Source organism: Nevskia soli, from assembly GCF_903970205.1.
Lineage (GTDB): Bacteria > Acidobacteriota > Terriglobia > Bryobacterales > Bryobacteraceae > Bog-113.
The window spans coordinates 1-18,363 of the sequence record NZ_CAJCHS010000397.1; the positions used below are offsets into that span (position 1 = coordinate 1).

At 59.0% G+C, this 18,363-nt stretch carries 13 protein-coding genes; 11 read left to right on the forward strand and 2 right to left on the reverse strand.

What is annotated here, in order from left to right; genetic code table 11:
* Positions 1-624, forward strand: a 624-nt coding sequence (locus tag H1Y01_RS17195) for a metallophosphoesterase family protein (protein WP_180541736.1), incomplete at its 5' end; no start/stop codon positions are given.
* 7 nt (positions 625-631) lie between these two features.
* Here the strand turns inward: H1Y01_RS17195 and H1Y01_RS17200 are convergent.
* Positions 632-3,430 (reverse strand): C45 family autoproteolytic acyltransferase/hydolase, encoded by a 2,799-nt coding sequence (locus H1Y01_RS17200; RefSeq protein WP_180541737.1) that lies wholly within the window; start codon positions 3,428-3,430, stop codon positions 632-634.
* A 227-nt stretch (positions 3,431-3,657) separates the two neighbouring features.
* Here H1Y01_RS17200 and H1Y01_RS17205 point away from each other — a divergent pair, with 227 nt between their 5' ends.
* The 7 genes from H1Y01_RS17205 (at position 3,658) to H1Y01_RS17235 (ending at position 14,795) form a co-directional block, all read left to right on the forward strand.
* Positions 3,658-7,053: a TonB-dependent receptor gene (locus tag H1Y01_RS17205; protein WP_180541738.1), complete on the forward strand. Its 3,396-nt coding sequence runs from the start codon at positions 3,658-3,660 to the stop codon at positions 7,051-7,053.
* Between the two features lie 115 nt (positions 7,054-7,168).
* The gene (locus tag H1Y01_RS17210; RefSeq protein WP_180541748.1) at positions 7,169-8,860 is read left to right on the forward strand and encodes a carboxylesterase/lipase family protein; all 1,692 of its coding nucleotides are present in this window, start codon (positions 7,169-7,171) and stop codon (positions 8,858-8,860) included.
* A 249-nt stretch (positions 8,861-9,109) separates the two neighbouring features.
* Positions 9,110-9,529, forward strand: coding sequence for a secondary thiamine-phosphate synthase enzyme YjbQ (locus H1Y01_RS17215; RefSeq protein WP_219341654.1), 420 nt, complete (start codon positions 9,110-9,112; stop codon positions 9,527-9,529).
* Between the two features lie 51 nt (positions 9,530-9,580).
* Positions 9,581-12,286, forward strand: coding sequence for an SBBP repeat-containing protein (locus H1Y01_RS17220; protein WP_180541740.1), 2,706 nt, complete (start codon positions 9,581-9,583; stop codon positions 12,284-12,286).
* A gap of 41 nt (positions 12,287-12,327) precedes the next feature.
* Positions 12,328-13,374, forward strand: a complete 1,047-nt coding sequence (gene gmd, locus H1Y01_RS17225) for a GDP-mannose 4,6-dehydratase (RefSeq protein ID WP_180541741.1) — start codon at positions 12,328-12,330, stop codon at positions 13,372-13,374.
* Positions 13,375-13,403: 29 nt separating this feature from the next.
* On the forward strand, positions 13,404-14,363 hold the full coding sequence (gene fcl, locus H1Y01_RS17230; protein WP_180541742.1) for a GDP-L-fucose synthase: 960 nt from the start codon (positions 13,404-13,406) through the stop codon (positions 14,361-14,363).
* An 18-nt stretch (positions 14,364-14,381) separates the two neighbouring features.
* The gene (locus tag H1Y01_RS17235) at positions 14,382-14,795 is read left to right on the forward strand and encodes a nuclear transport factor 2 family protein (protein ID WP_180541743.1); all 414 of its coding nucleotides are present in this window, start codon (positions 14,382-14,384) and stop codon (positions 14,793-14,795) included.
* Here the strand turns inward: H1Y01_RS17235 and H1Y01_RS17240 are convergent.
* Positions 14,785-15,411, reverse strand: coding sequence for an alpha/beta hydrolase (locus H1Y01_RS17240; RefSeq protein WP_180541744.1), 627 nt, complete (start codon positions 15,409-15,411; stop codon positions 14,785-14,787). The genes H1Y01_RS17235 and H1Y01_RS17240 overlap by 11 nt on opposite strands.
* A gap of 2 nt (positions 15,412-15,413) precedes the next feature.
* Here H1Y01_RS17240 and H1Y01_RS17245 point away from each other — a divergent pair, with 2 nt between their 5' ends.
* From H1Y01_RS17245 to H1Y01_RS17255, 3 genes are all read left to right on the forward strand, one after another.
* The gene (locus H1Y01_RS17245) at positions 15,414-16,097 is read left to right on the forward strand and encodes a cytochrome b/b6 domain-containing protein (RefSeq protein ID WP_180541745.1); all 684 of its coding nucleotides are present in this window, start codon (positions 15,414-15,416) and stop codon (positions 16,095-16,097) included.
* Positions 16,075-16,908 carry a molybdopterin-dependent oxidoreductase gene (locus tag H1Y01_RS17250; protein WP_180541746.1) on the forward strand — a complete coding sequence of 278 codons (834 nt, stop codon included), beginning with the start codon at positions 16,075-16,077 and terminating at the stop codon, positions 16,906-16,908. The genes H1Y01_RS17245 and H1Y01_RS17250 overlap by 23 nt, the downstream gene beginning before the upstream one ends.
* 438 nt (positions 16,909-17,346) lie before the next feature.
* Entirely contained in the window at positions 17,347-18,306 is a 960-nt protein-coding gene (locus H1Y01_RS17255; protein ID WP_180541747.1) for a hypothetical protein, read from the forward strand.
* Positions 18,307-18,363: the final 57 nt, after the last annotated feature.

An 18,363-nucleotide genomic window follows, 5' to 3' on the forward strand; every position in this document is an offset into this window, starting at 1 on the left:
GATTACCCGTTCTACGACCCCTTCCGGCGCTACTGGCAGGGTCTCCGGTATTATCAGCGATATATTAGTAACGACTGCGATCCACTCTACCGCGATGCGGAGATGGTGGTCACCGGCATTTCCACACCCCGGATCTTTCCGATGAAAGGCGGCCGCGTTAGCCGGGCGCAGCTCAGTAGGGTTCGCGCGCGAACCTGCGACCTGCCGCGTGAAGTCGTCCGCGTGTTGGTGACCCATCATCCGCTCGATCTGCCCGAACAATTCAGGAGGCGCCAGTTAGTGCGCAAAGCGGCGCGCGCGGTCGAGATACTATCGCCGTGTATCGATCTAATGCTGGCGGGTCATCTCCACCTCAGTTCGACTGGAGCAACGGCGGTGCGCTACCGGCGGACAGGGCACTCGGCGGTTTTCGCGCAGGCGGGCACGGCGATTTCGCGGCGGAATAAGGGTGAGCCCAACTCGTTCAATGAGATTCGGATCGAGTCGTGGCGGATCCAGATCCGCCACCACGTGTGGGATGAGGGGACGCGCAGTTTTCGTCCCCATGAATGGGAGGTTTTCGAGACCGGCGAGGGCGGCTGGAAGAAAGTAGAGGGGGCCGGTGAGCGCCAGGTGCAGTTATAAGCGCGTGCTACTTAATAAAGCCCGAACTTGTCTCCTTCCCGGAATCGTAGACGGCATACTGGGTTGTCTTAAACTGCTTCTTAGCCACGCGAACCGTTTCGACCGGACTGTTTCCCGCGAGAACCAAGACCATGTGCTTCGGATCGAGTGGATTGGCCGCCGTCCAGGCGAGCGACTCGGTTTCCGCGCCGTGATCCTTTCCGTCAATAGTGAAAACACCGCCGTCATAGTTGAGGCTTAGCTTAGATTGCCAGGCGGCAAGGGCCGAGTTCGTAGCGGGCCGGCCGACGAAGATGACTTCACGATCGCGCAGGTCCCGGTCGGTAACCTCGAAATCCTTGCGAACCGGAACCGCATCTTCGTACATTTCGAGGACGTCCTTTGCGACCTGCTCCGCCGCGTATCGATTCGCTCCGGCTTCGTCCGAAGTTCCATAGACGATAACCGTATTTGCCAGGCGTTTGGCAAGCGGGTGGAAGTCAGTCGCTACATATATAGGTCCTGACGGGGAGACCGGGGGAGCGGCATTGAGCCAGGTGTCGATCGCCGTCTGGCTTGCGGGACCGGCGGCCGCCCGAAATTGAGCCGTGGACACGGGCTTAGTCGTGTTCGCGTCGAAAAAGGACTTCATGAAAGCGAAGAACCGGTCATCGCCCATTTGCTTGCGCAAAGCGTCCAAAAGCAGCGCGCCGCGACAGGACGCCTGTTGGAAGCGCTGGAGCTCATTGTCTCCGGCAAGGGTTGCGGCCGTGAATCCCGCCCGCAGGCGCGCAATACGCTTCTCATAGTCAGCATCCGCCAGCGCGTCGTAGTAACTGGCCGAGCCGGCCGCCAGCCAGGTATCTTCGCTCGAAGCGGGTAAAATCCAACCTTTCCAAAGACGGTCTTCATAGGGCGACTTATCCGGTTTCTTGGCCTCTTCGTCTTTCGGCTTTTGGGCGGCGAGGCGTTCTTTATCTTTTTGCGCTACCAGTGCCTGCAGTTCCGGAGACGCGGCAGCTGAGAAGAGATGATAGCCGCTCGAATAGAGTCCCTGGTTCTGATCGTATTGTTTCTGATCCCACTCACGCGGCACCCATTCGCGCTGGTTCGGTTTGCCGAAGTTCGCCCAGACCATCATGTTCTTAGCCATCTCGGCATTGAGAACCTTGGCATCCATTGCCGAAGAAGTAACTAGCGGAGCGGTACGGAACGCAAGAAACGCGAAGTTCTGATCGATCTGGCCGTGGAACTTCTCATATAGGTTCTGCCAGGTAAGGTCACGCTCCTCGGCGACATAGGGGACATAAGCGGGCTCGCCATGCGGATCGGGCTGATATTCCAGGCGTACCTGCAGGTCTTTGGCGTTGTTATCTCCCCAGTAGAAGCCTTCCGTTCCGCCGAACCAGTCTTTATTGGAACTCCGGTAAAGGCGCGTCTTGTAAGTGCCCAGCTCGTACATGGCAATCTCATTCGTGCGGGCGTCGGCGATCAGCCACTCATTGGTATAAAGACCGTTGTTCTTGTCGCCCAGGTGCTTCACCACCGCATCGATGTCATCCCCATACTGAATCGCCTTACGCGCTCGATAGGCAACCGAGAGCCCGCTGATATTGAAAGGGCTTTGGCGGATGGTGGTTTCGGTGAGCACCACGCCGACATCGTTCTGATACCAGTCCGTGCCGCTCTGTATCCCTCCGGGATAGCTTTGCATCAGGACGCGGTGGCCCGTCGTAGGTTGGACGTCCAACATAATGTTGGTCTGTTCAGCTAGAGTAAGCGGCCACATCGTGATATGTCCGATTACCATGCGGCCGTCCCTGGTAGCTTTGCCGTTGGCGCAGAAGGCGCTGCAGTGGTCGGTAGAAGCCAGACTATTCTTCGAAGCGGGCTTGACTTCCGAGTATGGCGGCTTTTCCAGCTTAAACAGTTCGAGACCGGTGGGAGTTACCGGCATGGCGCCGCGAAGAAAAGCAAGATCGTTAAGCGTGTTGGCCGTCACGATGTCGAGTAAGTCGACTTTGCGATCGTCGAACTTCGCCCCGGCATCGGCAGCGCCGTCGGCGATACCTTTCATTTCCTGGAGAAGTTCGGCGTCGAAGCTACGAAGGAAGAGCGCGTCGGCGCTGGTCCGGCCCCAATCCCAGGCTTGCTTGCGCGAGCTAGAGTCGAGTTCGGAGGCGCAGCGCTGCAGATAGGTTTCTATCTCATGAGAAAGGAGCCGGCCGTGTTGATACCCGCGTTCATAGGGCTCTCCTTCGATATGTAGGTAGATCCAGCCGCCTTCCGGATATCGGTAGGCCGGACCATAGGTCTGGAGAGCAGCTTTGGAAGGCCAGGTTCGTTCAGAGACAGGCCCTTCCAGATGAACGTCCGAGAACCAGGCAGTGCCGTGGAGGGTTCCGCCGAGACCCGCCGTCAGGACTACGGTGTCTTTGGAAACCGAGGCGGTGAAAGGAAGCCGCAGTTCCGACCAGTCGCGCGTTCCTCCGAGCGACGGCGAGTGAACATCGTACGGCATGGAACCGAGCGTAAGCGCCGCGCCGGTAGCGATGGGAGATCGGCCGTGATCCTCGACGGTGAGCGCGTTGGTTCGGACCCACGCGGAGAGAACGTAGCGCTTGCCGGGCGTGAGGGAAACCGATTGCAGCTCAATGCGGGCGTCACTGCCCGTCGCGGTGGGCTCGACGCGCACGGACAGTGAACCATTGTGGGCGACGGAAGGGTCGAGCACGGCGGCTCCGCTCAAGGCTTTCGGTTGAGTGAGGGAAATCGTGGCGGCCTGGGTCAGCAGAGGGACGGCGAAAAGTAGAGTGGCTGCGCGCATGTGCCGATTTTAGCGTCTTGTGAAGCAGCGCCCGGACTCGTCCGTACGGTGGTGAGACGAATCTCGACAGCTTGCCGAGCAATGTCGTGCCGCCGCGGGTCTATGGATGTTGGAAGCGAAATACGCCTTTAAATTCAATAATCGCAAATACGCAAACGTAAGCAAATTTTAAACGCATTACTATCAATCACTTAGCTTTGGCGCGGGGCGTGCAACCATGGACCGCTATGATCGCACCAAAAAACGCCAAACTAAGGCTTGCGGCGCTCGTCCTCAGTACACTTCTGCCGGCGATGTTCGTCGCGGTCGTGCTGAATGTGGCCAGCCTGCCCAGCCAAGCACAATCTCTAACTACGGGCGGCGTGTCCGGAAACATCTCGGATGCCAGCGGCGCCGTCATTCCCAATGCCACCGTAACACTAACCAGCCTCGACACGGGCTCTGTCCAGACGGCGACCTCGAACGGCTCGGGGGAATACCGCTTCTCGCTTGTGAAGCCCGGCCGCTACACGATTTCGACGACGGCGGCTGGCTTTGAAAAAACAGAACGTCAGGTTGAAGTGTCGGTTGGAAGCGTCGCTACGTCCAATCTGGTTGTGGAGGTCGGAAAAGCGGCCACCACCGTCGAAGTTTCCGCCGCAGTCCCGCTCGTCAGTGACGACCCGGCTCAGATCACCACCTTTACCCAGCAGCAGGTGGCATTGCTGCCGAGTGCCGGCAACGATCTAACGAATATCGCGTTCACTGCTCCGGGCGTCGTCGTCGCCATCGCGCCTGCCGGCGCTAGCGGATACGGCAACTTCACGGTCAATGGTTTGCCGGGCACCTCGAACCTATTCACCACGAACGGTGAGAACAACATGGACCCGTACTTCAATATCAACAACTCGGGTGCATCCAACCTCACGCTCGGGGCCAACGAAGTTCAGGAAGTTACCGTGACCACGAACCCGTATAGCGGACAGTACGGTCAGCTCTCGGGAGCGCAGGTTTCTTATATCACGAAATCCGGCACAAACCAGATCCACGGTAACCTTGGTTACTACTGGAACGGCCGCATCCTCAACGCCAACGATTTCTTCAATAACGCGGGCGGCGCGCCGACTCCCTTCGCCAACGCGAATCAGTGGTCCGATTCCATCGGCGGTCCGATCATCAAGGACAAGACCTTCTTCTTCCTCGACAACGAAGGGTTGAAGTTCCTGCTCCCGAACACCGACGTCATCACGGCGCCGAGCATGGCGTTTGCGAATGCGGTGCTGGCCAACGTCCAGGCCACGCAGCCCAATGAGGCGGCGACGTATCAGAAGATGTTCAACCTCTACGAAAACGCGCCGGGTTACGGCTCCGCCTCTCCGTTAGCGAACAATTCCGCTTGTGCCGCGCTGACTTTGACCGGCTTCGATCCTACGACGCAGAATTGCGCTGTCCGGTACCAGGCGACCCCTTCCGCGCTGGCTTCGGAATGGATTCTGGCCGGCCGCGTGGACCATCGATTCAGCGACAAGGACCAGGCTTATTTCCGCTACAAGCAGGATCGCGGCACGCAGCCGACCTCAATCGATCCGATTAGCGCGAACTTCGACGCCATTTCCGTGCAACCCTCGTGGGACACCCAGTTGAACGAAACCCACATCTTCAGCCCGCGGGCCATCAACTCCTTCATGGCCACGCTGAGCTACTACCAGGCTCAGTTCACGCAGAACAGTTCCCTGGCATCGAGCACGTTCCCGTACGGCATCATCACCTCGGGTTCGGTCCCTTTTAGCGGCTTCAATGCCATCTACGAATTCCCGCAGGGCCGCAACATCACCCAGTATCAGTTCATCGACGATTTCAGCTACACCTTCGGAACGCACAACCTGAAATTCGGCGAGAACTTCCGCCGTTATGACATCAGCGACCACAACTTCTTCTTCAACTCGCCCGCCGTCTATTTCGGCTACACCGACAACGGTCTGCAGCAATACGCCGATGGCTTGGCGTTTCAGTATCGCCAGTCCGACAACCTCGCCAACGATGTACCGGTCGCGACGTGGGGCCTGGGTGTTTATGCGCAGGACGAGTGGAGAATTCGGCCGAATTTGAAGTTGACCATCGCGCTCCGCGGTGAACACAATTCGAATCCCGTTTGCCAGACCAACTGCTTCAACGACTTCAAATCGTCGTTCTCGACTTTAGCCTCCACCACTTCGTCCGACCCCGGTGATGTTCCGTATAGCGCGGACATCGCTACCGGGCTGCACTATGCGTTCCCCGGTGTCGATACGATCGATTGGTCGCCCCGGCTCGGTTTCTCCTGGTCGCCCGGCAAGTCCGGCAAGACCGTCTTCAGCGGCGGCGCCGGCATGTTCTATGACAATGCACCGGCGGGCCTCGTAGACGACCTGCTCGGAAACCCTCCGTCTTCGGTCTCCATACGCGTCCGTCCCACGGCCGGCGTACTGCCCTTTGACCCGGCCGGCGGGGCTGCACTGTTTTCCAGTTCGGCGGCGAACTTCAACATCAATGAAAGCTACAACCAGATCTCCAACACGCTGTCCGGTCTGGGTTCGCTCTTTGAGGCTCCGTCGTTCACCTACTTCAACGGGACCATCCACTCGCCGGTTTATCAGGAGTGGAACTTCCAGATCCAGCGCGACCTCGGCGGCTCGTACGCCGTCATCCTCGCCTATAACGGAAACCACGGAATCAAGATCCCGTACTCGAACACCTGGGGCAACGCGTATGACCCCGGCTATGGGATTTACCCGACCGTGGGCGCTATCCCGTTCGGCGCCCCGCCGGTTCCCAACTACGGAACCGTTACGGCCGTCCAGAACGGAGGCGTCTCCAGCTACAATGGCGCCACCGTCACGGTCCGGAAGCGGCTTTCCCATGGACTCACATTCGACCTGAATTACACCTGGTCTCACGGTCTTGACGATGTTTCCAACGGAGGAATCTTCCCGATCAACTTCACCAATGCGATCGGTACGCAGATCAGCCCTTACGGGCTCCGCGTCGACAATTACGGAAACTCGGATTACGACATCCGACACACCTTGAATGGTGACTGGGTGTACACCCCCGACTACAAATTCGGCAATCACTTCGTAAACTCCGTATTCGGTGGGTGGCAGTGGTCCGGCAAGGTGTTCGTGCGCTCCGGCGTGCCTTTCTCTATCATCGACAACAACTGGAACGGAGCAATCTCGAATACAGACGCACCGATCCTCGCTTACCCGACCGGAACCTACACCTCGAATTGCGGGGCCTCCGCGGTCAATACGGCCTGCCTGAACGCGAACAATTTCCTCAACAGCGCTTCAGCGTCGTTTACCGGGTATCCCGGCATTGCGCCACAAGATCGGAACCAGTTCCGCGGTCCCGGTTACTTCGACATGGACATGCAGCTCTATAAGACGTTCCACCTGACCGAGAGACTGCTGTTTGGATTCGGCGCGCAGGCGTTTAACGTCTTCAATCACGCGAACTTCAACATTCCGGACAACGGTCTGGGTGATTCCACTTTCGGCCAGATTCTCAACATGACCGGAACGCCGACCAGCCCGTACGGCAACTTCCTGGGCTTCGACTCCGGACCGCGTCTCGTGCAGATCACCGGTAAAGTTACCTTCTAATCCGGGTATCTAAACCAATCAGGAAATCGAGGGGAGCCGCAAGGCTCCCCTTTTCACGTTTGAAGGGCTTGGCTCGCGTGCGGCATGTCGATATAATGTCGGCACCGTGAAGACCATGAAACCCAACAGACGGCAGTTCGTACAGACCATCGGAACCGGTTCGGCCGGTCTTGCTCTTACCTCAACGCTGGCTGCCAACCCGCCAAACGCCATCGCGGAGGCCCACCGCGAGCATCATGAGGGGCAGCTCCTCCTTGTCGGCGACAACATCGCGGTAGCCGACACCCAATACGGGAAGGTCCGAGGCTATCAGCTCCGGGGCATTTACTATTTCCTCGGAATGCCCTATGGCGCCGATACCTCCGGAGCCAACCGCTTCATGCCGCCGCAGAAACCCACGCCCTGGACCACGGTCTACCCGGCGCTCTGGTGGGGCAATACCGCACCGCAGAATATGGACAACCGGTACGCGAACAAATACGCTTCCTTCCGGGACCACTGGAACTATGACGACGTGAGCGAAGACTGTCTGCGCATCAACGTCTTCACCCCCGCGCTTGATACGAGTAAGAAACGGCCTGTGCTTTTCTGGATCCACGGAGGCGGCTACACCGCCGGCAACGGGATCGAGCAGGACGGATACAACGGCGAGAACTTCGCGCGCTTCGGCGACGTGGTCTTTTGCTCCATCAACCACCGGCTGGGTCCGCTGGGGTTCACGAACCTCGCCGGTGTGGGCGGCGAGAAGTTCGCCGCGTCGGGGAACGTCGGCATGCTCGACATCGTGGCCGCTCTTGAATGGGTTCGCGACAACATTGCGAATTTCGGGGGCGATCCGGGGAACGTGACGATCATGGGGCAGTCCGGCGGCGGCGCGAAAGTCTGCGTCCTGACGGCCATGCCTTCCGCGAAAGGGCTGTTCCACAAAGCGGTCGTGCTGAGCGGCGCGTCGCGCAAGGCCGGCGATAAGACCTATTCCGAGAACCTGGGCGCCGCGGTTGTCAAAGAAGCGGGGCTGACATCCGCCGATTTGGACAAGCTGCAAGCCATGCCGTGGAAGGAATTCTATACGTTTGCCACGAAAGCGCAACAGGAGATGGCGAAGAACGCGGGACCCGGCGGTGGAATGACGCGTGGATTCGGCCCGGTTGTCGACGGCACGATTCTGCCTCAGAATCCCTACGACCCCGTCGCCGCTCCCACCGCCGCCGAGGTGCCGATGATCATCAGTTCGGTCGAGAACGAGCAATCCATTAGTTGGGCCGACTCCTCGCTGGAGTCGATGACTCTCGACCAGGTGGTGGAACGAGTCAAACAAAGAGCCGGCTTCGGCGGGGGATTCGGAGACAAAGCGCAAGCGGTCGTCGACGCCTATGTCAAGGCGTTTCCCGGCCGGAAGCCGATCGAAATCTGGTCGCTGGTCAGCAGCAATCGCGAAAGCGTCGTCGAGCTGGCGGACGTGAAATCGAAACAGCCCGCACCGGTGTACGTCGATTGGTTCACCTGGCAGCCGCCTTTATTCGATAGCCGCCTTCGCGCATTTCACTGTATCGATATCTGCTTCTGGTTCTACAACACGGACCTGATGTTTACTCATACCGGAGGCGGTCCTGTACCGCGGGCGCTATCGAAGAAGATGGCCGGCGCCTTACTGCAGTTCATGAAGACGGGCGATCCGAACGGAGCCGGTCTGCCGGCATGGCCGAAGTACGCGGCGGCGAAAGGTCAGACGATGATCTTCGATAACACGTGCGTGGCCAAGAATGACCCCGATCGTGAGGCTAGAAAGGCGTTGCCAGTGACTTAGACTGGAAGCGAAAAACACCGCTTGCTGACGCGCGCGGCTCTGTAGACTCAGCACGTTACCGAGCCGAACTACGTCACCGAGCCGAACTAGGTTACTGAGCCGCGACGGTGACGGAGCGGTTACTACCCCGGGCTGTCCGTTACCTCTCCTTTGAACTAACGTAGTAACTGAGAATAGCGTGGTAGTAGTGGAATGCCGTTCGCTGAGCGCGCGGCCGGGAAGAATACACGGAACTCTATACTCAGAGAGTTGCCTCAATCTACCCGGTTGCTTACGTTCTCAACTCGCGGGCAGGGTCTGTACAACATCACTTCCGAAGTTAGCTCGTGGGTTGCGGAGCAGCGCGTCAGAACCGCACTCCTTACAGTGTTTATCCGCCATACCTCCGCGTCGTTGACGATTCAGGAAAACGCGGACCCCGATGTGGTCCGCGACATCAACGAATTCTTCCGCCGCCTGGTGCCGGAAAACCAGCCCTGGTACCGGCACACGGCCGAGGGTCCGGACGATATGCCGGGCCACATTCGCAGCGTGCTCACCCAAACTTCGCTCAGCATTCCGGTGATCGATGGGAGCCTTGCGCTTGGAACCTGGCAGGGAATCTACCTTTTCGAGCATCGCGCGCGTGCGCATCAGCGCTCCGTCGCGCTGCACCTTATCGCGGACTGAAACTTCCTAAAGAACCTGTCGGTTCTGGCCGAAGAGAAGTTCAGACTCGACATGCTGCTTCCTTCCTGGGTCGCCTATACCGCTTTACTGGTTGTCGTCGGCCATCCTCTGGGAGCCATGCCGCTGTACTTTGTCCATACCACGGAAACGCGTTCGGCAGCGGCGGATTTCACCCTGGCGACAAAGGAAATGACCGTGCAGTTCCGGCAGCGCGAGGTGGTTTACTCGATGCCGGGATCGAGCGCGATCGCGGTGCGGTTTCTTAGCGCACAATCTGTTCATGCCGAGGGGTTTGAGCCGCTGCCGGGCAAGATTCATGTGTTTGACGGACCACGGAATTCGTCGTTCGACACGTTCTCCTCGGTTGGGTTCCGAGGTCTGTGGCCGGGCGTGGATGCTGTCTATTCGGCGAGCGATCACCTGAAGACTGAGTTTCGACTCGCGCCGGGCGCCGATCCGCAGCGCGTGGCGTGGCAGATTATGGGCGCGGATTGGATCGAACACGCGGTGGACGGGGCCCTCGTCATCCATAGCGGGGACCGGGAGCTTCGCGAAGAAGCGCCGCAGGTTTTTGAGGAGGATCGGATCACAGGGGTTCGTAAACCGGTTTCCGGTGCTTTCCGGTTGATAAGCGAAAATACCGTCGGGATTGCCATCGGACCTTACGATCACGCCAAACGTTTGATCTTCGATCCGGTAATCGGGTTCAGCACGTACCTAGACGGCTCCGGGCAAACCGTGGCAACAGGCGTGGCTCTCGATAGCAGCGGGAACGTGATCGTGGCCGGATACACCACCACGTTCGACATTGCAACCGGAGCCACCACGTTCGGAGTGCCGCAGCGAACGGGTGCATTCGTAGCCAAGCTCTCGGCCACCGGCAATCAACTGATGTTCCTTACCTATATCGGCGGAACGCTGGATACGCGAGCGTTCGCCGTGGCCGTCGACCGGTTCAACAACATCTACATTACCGGGCAAACCAGCGCCAACAATTTCCCGACGTACAAAGCGGTTCAGCCGGCCATCAACGGCGCGCAGGATGCGTTCGTGACGGAGTTGAACTCCACGGGCGCGCAGATGGTCTTCAGCACGTACCTGGGGGGTAGCAGCGCGGAGCAAGGATACGGGATTGGGGTCGACCGGACCGGCGATATCTATGTGGCGGGCGACACGGTGTCAGTCAATTTCCCTATGGTCAAGGCGGTTCAACCGGCGATCGGAGGCGGCCAGGATGCGTTTCTGGTGAAACTTGCGCCGTCGGGAGTGGTGGTCATATTCAGCACGTACATGGGAGGCAGAGAGGATGAACATGCGGCGGCCCTCACGGTAGACAGCTCGGACGCGGCGATCGTAGCCGGATGGACGGAGAGTTCGAACTTCCCCGTGGTGAATGCCTTTCAGCCGCAAAGCGGAGGCAATCAGGACGCGTTCGTGTTCAAGATGAATCCCGCAGGCACGGCGCTGACCTTCAGCAGCTATCTGGGCGGGAGCGGTGGGACGCCGGGGTTGACCGAGTCGGCCGCCGGCCTGGCGGTGGATTCGAGCAACGCGATCTACATCGCGGGCTCGACTTCATCCCTGAACTTCCCCACAACGCCGGGCGCGTTTGCGACACCCAATCCGGATGGCACGGTGGGCGCATTCGCGGTAAAGCTTACGGCGGCGGGGGCCATGGTGTACTCGACGTGTCTGGGAGGCAGCAGCGTCTCGTTCGGTTTGGGCGTGGCAGTGGACATCGCGGGAAACTCGCACATCACCGGCTACACGGGTTCAAGCGATTTCCCGATGGTTCGCGATCTACAACCGGCGCTGAGCGGCGAGTACGACCTGTTCCTGACGAAGCTGAACAGCACGGGATCGGGGCTGATCTACAGCACGCTGCTGGGCGGCAGCGCGATGGACGAGAGCAATGCAATCGCGGTGGATAAATACGGGACCGTGTTCCTCGCCGGGCAGACGAACTCGACTAATTTCCCGGTGCTTAATGCCTATCAGACGACCCAGCACGGGATCGGGGCAGCCCTTGCGGTGCGCATACCGGTCGGATGGAAGCCGATGGTATTCACCTCTTCGGGTGCGGCGAACTGGGCGTTTGACGATGTTCCCTTCGCTCAAACACAGAACTTCACCTTCGGGCACCCCGGCGATATCGCGATCGTCGGCGATTGGACGGGCAAGGGCTATCAGTGTATGGGTACATTCAATGCAGGCGCCTGGTATCTCGATGAGAATTGCGACGGCGTGATCGACTCGGGCGACCGGACGTTCGTGTTCGGACAGCCGGGCGACGTTCCGGTCGTCGGTGACTGGACAGGGAGCGGAACGGCCAAAGCCGGCCTGTACCGCGCGGGCACGTTCATCCTCGATCTCAGCGGTCATCTTTCAGGGATCCCGACCGGCGTGAAAGATGCGCAGTTTGCGTTCGGACTCGCTACCGACATCCCGGTCGCCGGTGACTGGAACAATACCGGGTATTCGAAAGCAGGCGTATTCCGAAACGGCGAGTGGCTGCTGGACACGAACGGCTCGTATACCGTGAACGGTCCGACCCGGAACTATGGCGAGGCGGGCGATCTTCCGGTCACCGGCGATTGGGACGGATCGGGGACACTGAAGGCCGGGGTCTACCGCGCGGGCTCCTTTCTTCTCGACTACGACGGGAACTGGATCATCAACTCGGCTGGGGACATAACGCTGCCCTGGACGCTTACCGCAGCGGGCCAGATCGCACAGGAAGCGTTTGTAATGCACTGAGGCATCCCGCACGGTTTTTCTGGATTCCGTAGAATGGTTAGATGCCTAAGGCACTCATTTCCGGGATCACGGGTCAGGACGGCTCGTACCTCAGCGCGTTTCTTTTAGACAAGGGCTACCAGGTACACGGTCTGTTACGCCGTGCCAGCACGCTGAACACGGATCGCATCGACCATCTGTATAAAGACCCGCACGATCCGGCCGCGCGCCTGTTCCTGCACTATGGCGATCTGACGGACGGCAGTTCGCTTAGCCGTATCCTGCGCAAGGTCGAGCCGGACGAGATCTACAACCTGGGCGCGCAGTCCCACGTGCGTGTTTCGTTCGAACAGGCCGAATATACGGCGGACGTGGTGGCGACGGGCACGCTGCGCCTGCTGGAATCGGTTCGCGACTACCAGGTCACGACCGGCAAGAGGTGCAAGATCTACCAGGCCGGCTCGTCGGAGATGTTCGGCGCGGCCAATCCGCCGCAGAACGAGTCGACCGAGTTCTATCCGCGCAGTCCCTACGCCGTTAGCAAAGTCGCGGCGCACTGGTATTGCAAGAACTACCGCGAGGCGTACGGGATGTTCGTGACGAATGGAATCCTGTTCAACCACGAGAGCCCGATGCGCGGCGAAACGTTCGTGACCCGCAAGATCACGCGCGCGCTGGGGCGTATCAAGGCCGGGCTGCAGGACACGCTCTTCCTGGGGAACCTGGATGCCAAGCGGGACTGGGGCTTTGCCGGCGATTACGTCGAAGCGATGTGGATGATGCTCCAGAAAAACAAGCCGGACGATTACGTGGTGGCTACCGGCGAGGCGTATTCGGTGCGGGACTTTCTGGACGAGGCATCGGGCGTGATCGGGCTCGATTGGTCGAAGCATGTCAAGATCGATCCGCGGTATTTTCGGCCGACGGAGGTCGACTTCCTCCTGGGCGATTCGAGCAAGGCGCGCAAGGCGCTGGGCTGGAAGCCTCGCGTGTCGTTCAAAGAGTTGGTCCGGATGATGGTGGAGCACGATGTGGAGCTGGCACGGCAGGAACGCACCCTGGTGACGGCCGGGCACTCGGTCGCACTGCGCGGCGTGGCCAACGCTTAGCGTGCGTTGAGTAAGCGCCTAGAGACACCATGGAGAAGCACGACCGCATCTACGTCGCGGGTCATCGCGGCCTCGCCGGGTCGGCGATTGTACGCCGGCTGCAGGCTGAGGGCTACTCGAATCTGATCCTGAAAACGCGGGCGGAACTCGACCTTCGCAATCAGGCCGCGACCGACGCGTTCTTCGCCGCGGAACGGCCCGCATATGTCTTCCTGGCGGCCGCGAAAGTCGGCGGAATCCTGGCGAACGATCTCGAGGGCGCCGCCTTCATCCGCGATAACCTGCTGATCCAAACCAACGCCATCGATGCGGCCTGGCGGAATGGCGCGCGCAAGCTGCTGTTTCTGGGCTCATCCTGCATTTATCCGAAGCTGGCGCCGCAGCCGATGAAGGAAGAGCATCTGCTGACCGGCCGCCTCGAGCCGACGAACGAGCCCTACGCCATCGCGAAGATCGCGGGAATCGGGATGTGCCAGGCGTATCGCAAGCAGTACGGGTTTGACGCCATCAGCCTGATGCCGACGAACTTGTATGGGCCGAATGACAACTTCGACCTGAAAGGGTCGCACGTGCTGCCGGCGTTGATTCGCAAGTTCCATGAAGCGAAGATCAGCGGGGCGAAAGACGTGACCATCTGGGGATCGGGCAAGCCGAAACGCGAGTTCCTGCATGTCGACGATCTGGCGGACGCCGCTGTTTTCCTGATGAAGCACTACAGCGATCCCGAGATCGTGAATGTGGGCGTCGGCGAGGACGTGAGTATCCGCGACCTGGCGATGCTGGTCCGCAAGGTCGTGGGATTCGAAGGGACTCTGGTTCAGGACACGTCTAAGCCCGACGGGACGCCGCGCAAATTGCTGGATGTGTCGCGGCTCAATTCAATTGGATGGAAGGCGCGGATTTCGCTTGAAGATGGGATTGCGCAGACTTATCGGTGGTATCTGGAACAGCCGCTCAGTCGGGAGTTCGAGCTGAGTACCGCCCGATAAGCTTCGCGGAAGAAACCTGTGGCTGAGATCATTGCTCCTCCATTCACCGACCCCGAAGTCGCCGCGCGAAAGGTTCAGATCGCCCAGGATCTGTGGAACACCCGCGATCCCGAACGGGTTGCCGCCGCGTACACCGTGGATACGCAGTGGCGGAATCGCACGGAGTTCCTCAACGGGCGCGCGGAAGTGACTGAGTTCCTCAAGCGCAAGTGGAGCCGCGAACTCGATTACAAGCTGAAGAAGGAACTCTGGGGGTTTCGCGGGAATCGGATGGCCGTAAAGTTCATGTACGAGTGGCACGATGACAGCGGCAACTGGTTCCGCAGCTACGGCAACGAGCTTTGGGAATTTGCCGATAGCGGCCTGATGCGACGCCGGGAAGCGAGTATCAACGACCTGCCGATAGCGGAATCGGCGCGCGTCATTCGCTGAACAGAAATGGCTCAGTGAGTGCCCACATCTCGGGCAGCCCATCGGTCAGTTCGTGCCCCGAGTTCAGGAGGTGTAGTTCGCAATTAGAATGTGCCGCGCAGAACTGCTTAGAGAGCTCAACCGGGACTATTTCGTCGTGAATCCCGTGCAGCACCAGCGCCGGTTGACCGACGTCCGGAAAAGCCGGGTAGTTCTCCGCGTCTTCATACAGCCCGAAATTCAATAGACATTCGCGCCCCACGCCGTAATGAAACATCTTGATCTTTCTTGAGGATTTCCACTCGGCGAACTGTTTCTCACCCGTAACTTTCGGGAATCGCCGGACGAAATCAAAAGCGGGGGCAAGCAGTACCAGCTTGGCGATCTCGGGATGCGTAGACGCGTAAAGGGCCGCCAGATAGCCGCCCATGCTGGATCCTATCAGTACCGCGGGGCCGTTGCCGTGCGTCTGCTGAATTACCGAAAGCTGTCCGGATAACGTAAGATGTTCGAAGTCCCCACTGTCCAACTCGGGAACTGTGAGATCGACGCCGTGCTCACGCATTCGTTCCCGGAAGTATCGCGCCTTGGAAGATGCCGGCGAAGAAGCGAAACCATGCAGATAGATGTACTTCATATATGAAACAGCTCGCTGAGAAACACCCGGCGATCATTCGCTGGACTCATTGGATTAACTTTCCCATCCTCTTCGGCATGATTTATTCGGGTCTGATGATTTACTGGGCTTACCCCGAATTTCGCATTGGTTGGGGAAACTTCACGCTATTCAAACTCTTTCCGGACTGGTTCAATAAGTCGCTGGGTCTGGAACACCATTTGGCGATGGGAATGGCCTGGCATTTCTTTTTGGCGTGGATATTCGCCATCAACGGGATCGCGTATGTTATCTACTCCATCGTTTCCGGCGAGTGGCGCTATCTGGTTCCGACGTGGCGTAATTTCGGCGAGGCGATTCAAGTCGCGCTTCACGATCTGCACCTAATCAAGAAGGCGCCCCCGCAGGGCCGGTTCAATGCGGCGCAGCGGGTGACTTACACCGCGATCATCCTGATGGGTCTCGGCAGCTTACTTACCGGTGTTGCAATCTACAAGCCAACCGAGCAATCCTGGCTGACGACTCTGCTGGGCGGGTATCGCATGGCGCGATTGGAGCACTTTCTACTTACCATGGGCTTCTGCGCGTTCTTCGTGGTGCATATCGTTCAGGTGATCATCGCGGGCTGGAATAACTTCCGCAGCATGGTTACCGGATACGAGATAACGACTCAGGAGGAGCCGCATGCCGAACGAGCCAATGTCTAGCCTGCCGGAGCAAACGCCGGAAGAGATCGCGCGGCTCGAAGAAGAGCGTCGCCGCATTGCCGAAAATAACGCGCTGGTCGAGCGGGAGATGGCGCGCCGTTCGCGCCGAAGCTTTCTAGTCGGAGGACTCGCTACTCTGGGCGGACTCGGTGTCTGGGAATGGATCCGCACGCGCCCGCAGGATCTTGGTCAGCCTTGGCCTTTGCGGCGCGTGCTCGACATCAATGAAGAATTCTCACGCGACCTCTTCACCGACCGCGCGAAGGCTCCGCAGTTCCCACTCTCCGCCGTACGCAAGCCTTTTCGCTTGAATGAGCGTATCGGGATGGACGATCCGCTTGTCCCTTCTGAATGGAAACTTGTCGTTGACGGTTATAACACGGATGAAGACGAAGCTCATGCCGAGCTCGACATGGACGCGATCCATAAGATGCCGCGGACCGAAGAGACCGTGGAGTTTAAGTGCATCGAGGGATGGAGCCAAACGGCTCACTGGGCCGGCGTCAAATTCGCCGACTTCGCGAAGCAGTACCCGGCGCCCGAAGGATACGATTACGTGGGGATGGAAACTCCGGACGCCGGTTACTATGTCGGCCTGGACTTAGCCAGTGCCATGCACCCCCAGACTCTATTGGCCTATGAGTTGGATGGCGACGCATTGCCCGAGCCGCACGGAGCTCCGCTTCGGCTGATGATCCCGACGAAGTACGGCATCAAGAACCTGAAGCGGATTGGGAGGATCTTTTACTCCCAGGAGCGTCCGCGCGACTACTGGGCCGAGCAGGGTTATGACTGGTACGCGGGACTGTAGCAGCCTGTGCAGTAACCGCTCCGTCACCGTCGCGGCTCAGTAACGTACTGAGTCTACATGTCAAAAACATGAGGAACTAAGGGGCGTGCGGCGCCGCGCAGCCCACTCCGAGCCCGACCGAAAGGGAGGGTCCTCCGCTGCCAGACTGGCCTTTGCGGCGTGTGCTCGACATCAACGAAGAGTTTTCACGCGACCTCTTTACCGACCGCGCGAAAGCCACGTTTCCATCGTCGCCGATCTCTGTTCAAAATGTTGTCAAGAAAAATACTTGACGGGAACGGGTCCGATTGACTCGCACTTAGCAGCCCCTGTCAAAAGTCCGCAAAGACCGCTTGCTCACGGTCGCGGCTCAGTAACTCATTGCGTTACTGAGCCGCGACCGTGAGGGAGCCGGTTTTGACACAGGCTGTTAGTGCATAATCTATCAGAGGACGCGACATGTTCGGCTCTTCCGTAATCGATATTGCCATAGGAATCGTCTTTGTATTCCTGATGCTCAGCCTGATCGCCTCAACCGTCAATGAAATCATCTTCTCGTTCTTCAACATGCGCGGGAAAGAGCTTCTGCGCGGTCTCAAGACGCTGTTGGACGATGACAACGCAACGGGGTTGGTCAAGCGGCTCTATAACCACGGCCAGATTTTCGGGCTCTTCGAGGGAGACTTCGATCCGAAGAAGCCGGGCAAGCTTCCATCCTATATACCTGCTCAAAACTTCGTGATGGCCTTTCTTGACATCGTTCCGGACGCCGCACACCTGAGCCCCGCGGGGAATGTCCAGAAAGATGTGCCGGCCATGGTAAGCGCCTTGCGGACGGCGGCGCTAAAGCTCGCCGGCGATCCCACCACCGAGAAAGTCGGAAAACCGCTGGTCTCGATGATCGACGCAGCCGGAAACGACCCTGTCAAGCTGGAAAAGAGTATCGAGGATTGGTACAACAGCGCGATGGACCGGGTATCCGGTTGGTATAAGTACCGCACACAGTGGGCGCTGTTCGCGATCGGACTGGTAATCGCCGTTGCACTCAACGCGAACTCCATCGCCATAGTCAAGCAATTGTCGATCGATTCCACGCTGCGACAGTCGATCGTGGCGGCGGCTCAATCGGCCAAGCAACCGGACAGCACGAGCGGTCAACCGATCAAAGATCAGATAAGGCAGGCTGAGGACCAGGTGTCGCAAATTTCGAATCTTGGAATTCCGCTGGGGCTGAATCAGAATGAGCTGGCCGACCCCGGGGCGTGGCCGCAGATGTTACTCGGCTGGCTCTTGACCGCCATCGCCGTGTCGCTAGGCGCCCCCTTCTGGTTCGACATACTGAACAAGTTCATGGTCGTGCGGTCCACCGTCAAACCGCGCGAAAAAAGCCACGAGGAGCAATCGAAGGATAAGGACTGAACACACTTAGCCGCGTCCCTGGCTCTTATTCTCGGCATAAGACAAGGCGCCGAATCC

Bases quoted from the DNA above. Each gene is read 5' to 3' on its own strand.
- H1Y01_RS17200 (WP_180541737.1), bottom strand. From the start codon at position 3,430: ATGCGCGCAGCCACTCTACTTTTCGCCGTCCCTCTGCTGACCCAGGCC.
- H1Y01_RS17205 (WP_180541738.1), top strand. From the start codon at position 3,658: ATGATCGCACCAAAAAACGCCAAACTAAGGCTTGCGGCGCTCGTCCTC.
- H1Y01_RS17210 (WP_180541748.1), top strand. From the start codon at position 7,169: ATGAAACCCAACAGACGGCAGTTCGTACAGACCATCGGAACCGGTTCG.
- H1Y01_RS17220 (WP_180541740.1), top strand. From the start codon at position 9,581: ATGCTGCTTCCTTCCTGGGTCGCCTATACCGCTTTACTGGTTGTCGTC.
- gmd (WP_180541741.1), top strand. From the start codon at position 12,328: ATGCCTAAGGCACTCATTTCCGGGATCACGGGTCAGGACGGCTCGTAC.
- fcl (WP_180541742.1), top strand. From the start codon at position 13,404: ATGGAGAAGCACGACCGCATCTACGTCGCGGGTCATCGCGGCCTCGCC.
- H1Y01_RS17240 (WP_180541744.1), bottom strand. From the start codon at position 15,411: ATGAAGTACATCTATCTGCATGGTTTCGCTTCTTCGCCGGCATCTTCC.
- H1Y01_RS17245 (WP_180541745.1), top strand. From the start codon at position 15,414: ATGAAACAGCTCGCTGAGAAACACCCGGCGATCATTCGCTGGACTCAT.
- H1Y01_RS17250 (WP_180541746.1), top strand. From the start codon at position 16,075: ATGCCGAACGAGCCAATGTCTAGCCTGCCGGAGCAAACGCCGGAAGAG.
- H1Y01_RS17255 (WP_180541747.1), top strand. From the start codon at position 17,347: ATGTTCGGCTCTTCCGTAATCGATATTGCCATAGGAATCGTCTTTGTA.